The sequence below is a fragment of the Pedobacter sp. 01N416 genome, from assembly GCF_056399685.1.
In genome coordinates this window covers 1-5,213 of record NZ_JBFTRT010000358.1, presented here as the reverse complement: position 1 = coordinate 5,213, position 5,213 = coordinate 1, and the positions used below count along the sequence as shown (strand labels likewise).

The 5,213-nt window shown below is 37.9% G+C and carries 7 protein-coding genes; 4 read left to right on the top strand and 3 right to left on the bottom strand.

Annotated features, from left to right (window positions below):
• Together AC1DND_RS18635 and AC1DND_RS18630 are read left to right on the top strand one after the other, a co-directional pair.
• Positions 1 to 941: DUF6588 family protein (locus AC1DND_RS18635; RefSeq protein ID WP_477583902.1), on the top strand; the 941-nt coding region annotated here is incomplete at its 5' end.
• Positions 942 to 1,108: 167 nt separating this feature from the next.
• Positions 1,109 to 1,978, top strand: coding sequence for a 1-aminocyclopropane-1-carboxylate deaminase/D-cysteine desulfhydrase (locus AC1DND_RS18630; protein WP_477583901.1), 870 nt, complete (start codon positions 1,109 to 1,111; stop codon positions 1,976 to 1,978).
• A gap of 409 nt (positions 1,979 to 2,387) precedes the next feature.
• On the opposite strand, the gene AC1DND_RS18625 is transcribed toward AC1DND_RS18630, so the two are convergent.
• Both AC1DND_RS18625 and AC1DND_RS18620 read right to left on the bottom strand, forming a co-directional pair.
• A complete protein-coding gene (locus AC1DND_RS18625; RefSeq protein ID WP_477583899.1) occupies positions 2,388 to 2,693 on the bottom strand; it encodes a GNAT family N-acetyltransferase in 306 nt (101 codons plus the stop codon).
• Positions 2,694 to 2,822: 129 nt separating this feature from the next.
• Positions 2,823 to 3,188, bottom strand: a complete 366-nt coding sequence (locus AC1DND_RS18620; RefSeq protein WP_215130779.1) for a winged helix-turn-helix transcriptional regulator — start codon at positions 3,186 to 3,188, stop codon at positions 2,823 to 2,825.
• Between the two features lie 98 nt (positions 3,189 to 3,286).
• Between AC1DND_RS18620 and AC1DND_RS18615 the strand changes: the two genes are divergently transcribed.
• Together AC1DND_RS18615 and AC1DND_RS18610 are read left to right on the top strand one after the other, a co-directional pair.
• Complete coding sequence (locus tag AC1DND_RS18615; RefSeq protein WP_477583897.1) at positions 3,287 to 4,039, top strand: SDR family NAD(P)-dependent oxidoreductase; 753 nt, start codon at positions 3,287 to 3,289, stop codon at positions 4,037 to 4,039.
• Positions 4,040 to 4,256: 217 nt separating this feature from the next.
• Positions 4,257 to 4,724 carry a hypothetical protein gene (locus AC1DND_RS18610; RefSeq protein ID WP_477583896.1) on the top strand — a complete coding sequence of 156 codons (468 nt, stop codon included), beginning with the start codon at positions 4,257 to 4,259 and terminating at the stop codon, positions 4,722 to 4,724.
• 11 nt (positions 4,725 to 4,735) lie between these two features.
• Here AC1DND_RS18610 and AC1DND_RS18605 read toward each other — a convergent pair.
• The coding region (locus AC1DND_RS18605; RefSeq protein WP_477583894.1) for a nuclear transport factor 2 family protein at positions 4,736 to 5,213 on the bottom strand (478 nt) is incomplete at its 5' end.

Sequence of the window (5,213 nt, the reverse complement as noted above, 5' to 3'; positions counted from 1 at the left end):
ACTTGTTTGTGGGCGGACCAGCAGATGCGACCAAACTGGTTAATGCCTATTTTGATCCTTTGTATAAAGGTTTAGGCCTGGGTTTAACCGATGGATGGTCGAACACCGCTCAATCGAAAGGTTTTTTAAAATTCGATGTAAGGGTTTCGGCCTCTGCAGCATTTGTTCCACAATCGGCCAGAAGTTATGATGTAAATACCTTGAGTTTAAGTAATATCAAACCTGCACCTGGTGCATCATCTATAGGTCCTACTGCATTTGGTGATGACCATGAAGGTGGTAAAATGCAAATTTATACAAGCAGTGGCGTTCCTACAGGTAAATTTTTCAACTTACCTCAGGGAGTGGGGTTTCATGTAGTGCCTTCAGCTCAGATACAGGCTACTTTGGGCTTACCCAAAAACATTGATGTTACTTTAAGAGCAATGCCGAAGATTAAATTAGGTAACGACCTGGGAAGCTTATCGATGATCGGTTTTGGTGCCAAAATTGAACTTTTACCCTTATTTATGGGTTCAACAACAGAAAAACTGATTCCTGTAGACATTGCCATTGCCGGTGGCTTTACGCAGTATAAATATAATTTGCCTTTGAATATCAATAATACTTCAAATTCAGATCAGCGTATTGATGCTAAATTCAATGGCGTAAATTTTGATGCCATCGTTTCAAAGAAAATTATGTTTTTCACGCCTTTTGCCAGCATCGGTTACCAAACATCGAACACCAATTTAAAAGCGCTTGGTACTTATAAATTTGAAGATGGTGCAAGCAATGCAACTTATGTAGATCCAATCTCGGTGAAACAAACTGATATTGACGGCGTAAGAGGTAGTTTAGGCTTTCAACTGAAATTTGGTTTCTTTAAATTTTACGGCTCATATACTCAGGCAAAATACAGTATGGTTAATGCAGGTATAGGCCTTGGTATCGGCAAATAATCGAATATAATCTTGTATCAATAAGGTAGGATTGTCATCCTGAGCCTGTCGAAGGAAGGGTAAATGTCTCTAGTCCATTTCGACAGGCTCTCCGTAGGAGTCCTTTGGACAACGTGACATATTAATTAAAATTAATTTTATGATATAACCTTTGCTTATTTTCACACGTGTTCGAAGAAATATATAGTCCAATACAAAAAATAGCATTTTCTCCTTTAAACAACCTGTTTGTTAAAAGGGATGATCTTATCGATCCTTATATTTCCGGGAATAAATGGCGTAAGCTCAAATACATTTTAGCCAAGGCCAAAGCAGATCAAAAAACGCATCTGGTCACTTTTGGAGGTCCTTATTCCAATCACCTCGTGGCTACTGCCGCCGCAGCATCAAGATCGGGCTTAACCGCTACAGCTTTTGTACGTGGGGAAGCAGTAAAAAATGAGCTATTATTACTGTGCAGTTTATTTGGGATGAAACTCATTTTTACCGACCGTGAAAGTTATCGGGATAAACACCAATTGTTTGACCAGTATTTTGCATCCGATGCACAAGCCTATTTTATAAATGAAGGGGGTGCATCAGTTGAAGCCACCATTGGCTGCGCAGAGGTAATTGAAGAGCTAGTGGAACCATACGACCACATTTTTTGCGCTGCCGGAACAGGAACCACAGCTGCAGGTTTGTTGATGGGAATTCAACAACAACAATTAAATACAAAGTTACATATCATCCCCGTGTTAAAGGGTGCTTCATTTATCAAAGCAGAAATAGCACATTATACGCCCATCTCCAGCCACCTCGAACTTCACCTCGATTATCATTTTGGAGGCTATGCGAAAACCACTCCTGAACTGATCAGCTTTATCAAAACCTTTACTGCAAAAACCGGATTGCTACTAGACCCTGTTTATACGGCGAAAATGTTTTATGCCATTCAAGATTTAGTAAAACAAGAAATTATTGGTAAAGATGAAAAAGTATTGGCCATCCATACCGGAGGGCTTATGGGCATTTTTGGCATGAAGGATAAGTTTTAAACGGGTAATACAATCTTTGATGCCAATTCATCCTGCAAATGCGCTTAACTATCTGATCAATATCATTAGCCCTGAATAAAAAAAGGGCCCTCATTGCTGAGGAACCCCAATAAGATCTCTAAATCGTCCCGTTGATTTGATTCTTGTTATAAAAGTATCGCTACTTTCTTTCGAATGAAATAAAAATAGAGCAAGCCCGCTAAATAATAGATGAAGATGCACGATCTATACACATTGAATAATAAACCGTCCAAAACAACCGGCTTTTAGTTCTTTTTTAAAGGTTTAATTAACTCATTTACAATTTTCCGGTGGCTTTCTTACCAGAACCATTGGAAAATTGATTTTCCAAAACCATGAAGTATTAGTGTAGCTTTCCTGAATTTAATTCTAGTATTGTTTTTATCGATTAATCGTTTTCGCGCACTTTGTTCCAGATATCTCTGTAAAGTTCTTCGTGGCGTTTAAATTGCAGATGCACATAAGGGCACAATGGAATTACCTTCAGGTTATTTGTACGTACATAATTTACCATGGCATCCAGCAATAGTTTTGCGTAACCTTTGCCTTCTTTTTCGGGATCAATTTCGGTATGATAAACCGTTAAATTTCCGCCCTGAATATCAAAAACCATTTCTCCATATTTTTCTCCCTCATCATAAAGTTCGAATGCACTAGGTTCTTCTTTTTGGATATTTAATTTAACTTCTGCCATAATACTTAACCCGATACAATTTTTAAAATTTGCTAATCAACTGATGCAACATTAAATAAGCTGCCAAATCAATTAAAGGTAACCAATATTTGCTGATTTATGCATACCTCTAATCAAACTTTAACGGTTTTATGATCCACTCTTCTTTAGCGCTTTATTCTTCTTGCCCCAAGCACTTAATTGACAAAAAATCGGAAGAAACTCTAGTGCTATCGGAGTTAGCTCATATTCTACCCTCGGAGGAACCTCTGCATAAACAGTTCTTTTAACCAGCTCATCCTGCTCCAATGCACGCAACTGTAAGGTTAACATCCGTTCTGATATATATGGGAATTCTTTTTTCAGCTCACTAAACCTCAATTTTCGGTCTCCAAGTTTATCCAATATTACAATTTTCCATCTCCCTCCTATTTTGTTGGCCGCATAAGTCAGATCGCAATCCGTTATAAATTTTTCGTTGAGGGTATAAGTCGAATTTTCTTTTCGTGCCGTCATTACTTACAAATTTGTTTGTACCATACAAATGGTAGTGCATGCTATAAAAATACGCGGTACAGGTTATTATTGCAAGGTCATTTTAATCACAAGAAAATATGGACTTATATTTAACCGGAAAAACGGCATTGGTAACCGGAGCCTCTAAAGGGATAGGTAGCGCAATAGCAAAAGAGCTGGCAAGGGAAGGTGTAAAAGTTTTCGTAACAGGCCGTAACCAACAATCATTAGATAGCCTTTCCAGTGAGATTGTTGCTGAAGGCAACATTGCCCCTATTGTTTTTACGCAGGACTTACTGGCACCAAACGCGCCTCACAAAATTGCTACTGCGGCCTTAGCTGCACTTGGCCATATCGACATCCTCATCAACAACGCGGGGCAAAGTCAGCCTGTAGATGTTGCAGGACCAGAAGAACCCTGGACTAGATCGATGGCCTTAGATTTTGAGCGCCCCAGGTTGCTCACTCAAGCGCTATTACCACATTTTATAGCCCGCAAACAAGGTACAATACTCAATTTGACCAGTACTTATGAATTACGCTCGTTGAATGTTTCAGCTATTGCCAAGGCCGCAATGGCAATGTGGTCTAAACAACTTGCAGGTGAGTTGGGCAAATATGGAATCAGGGCGAACTGTTTACAGCCGGGACTTATCGATACTGAAAACATCCGGCCTTATTTCCCGGGTGATGAGCGCAGGAAATATGCTGAAAGTGAAATACCTTTGCAAGATTTTGGTGAAGTGCAAGATATGGCAAACATGGCTGTTTTCCTGGTTTCGCCACGTGCTAAATATATAACAGGAACGGTTTCAGTAGTGGACGGTGGAGGATCACGTTCGGCATTCTGATTTTTATATCGATAAAATCGCTTAAAATGATGTGATTTCAATATTGTTTTTTAAAAAAATGTGCCATAGAATAATTTCCACACAATTAACTTGTAAAACACAAGCAATCAACTTGTAACAGAATTTTATTCTAAATCAATCAGATAGTATATATATTAGTGCTTTAGATAAGAAGTTTTTGTATGTGAAGAAAGTTTCTCAACCTTAAAATATTTCAATGGAACCCCTTGTTATCAGAAAAGCACCTTTAAACCTTTATGTTATATTAGTGTTGTCCATAATATCGATACCCTTTTTTATTTATATATTTTATGGTGATTTTACAATTGTAACAGTAGGCATCATAGCTGTTTTCAGTATATTTCCTATATGGCTTTTTATTTATGCACTTCGCGAGCTGATCAAAAAAACACCTCATATTACTTTTACGGAAAATGAGCTGATCATTAAAGACCGTGATTTTTACAATTGGAAAAACATAGAGGGTTTTGCATTCAGCATAGAAGAAGTGGGACGTGATAATGCCGGGAGTATATATAAAAATTACATCACCGTATTATTAAAGGACGGCACTTCTGCAAAAATCCCTGTATCACATCTGGACAGGAAGGCAGACGAAATTCTGTATTTACTCAATGACTATAAGCGGGAATCAGATGATGCAAAAAGTCCTTCTCAACAATAAAGCGAATAACTTTATTGCATGACATCATTTACTGGCTTACTATCCACAAACTGCTCAAAACTTATGATTTTACGCTCTTTCAGTTTCCATATGTGGGCAACTCTTGCCGTAAAAGGCTTATTTGTCTTTTTATAGGTACCAGAATAAGTTCCATACGCTACCACTTTGTCTTCATTGGCAACATAATCTTCTGGCGTGAATTTATAATCAATCCATTCGCTTCCTAGTCTTGCAAAAACATTTTTTTTAATGTTTTCCAAGCCTATATAAGTGCCTGCGCACGGAAATCCTTCTGCTTCTGTCCATGAGATATCTTCAGCAACATATTTTGCTAAGTTTTCACCATTTTCTTCCGAAGTTTTTCCTTCGTAGGTACTTTTTACAATTTCTAGATTTGTCATTTTATTGATATTTGAGACACAACTTGTCAGCAGCATACCTGCAACCAACAAACTGGATATAATTGTTTTCATTTCTTCTGTGCTTTTG

Bases quoted from the DNA above. Each gene is read 5' to 3' on its own strand.
- AC1DND_RS18615 (WP_477583897.1), top strand. From the start codon at position 3,287: ATGGACTTATATTTAACCGGAAAAACGGCATTGGTAACCGGAGCCTCT.
- AC1DND_RS18610 (WP_477583896.1), top strand. From the start codon at position 4,257: ATGGAACCCCTTGTTATCAGAAAAGCACCTTTAAACCTTTATGTTATA.
- AC1DND_RS18620 (WP_215130779.1), bottom strand. From the start codon at position 3,188: ATGACGGCACGAAAAGAAAATTCGACTTATACCCTCAACGAAAAATTT.
- AC1DND_RS18625 (WP_477583899.1), bottom strand. From the start codon at position 2,693: ATGGCAGAAGTTAAATTAAATATCCAAAAAGAAGAACCTAGTGCATTC.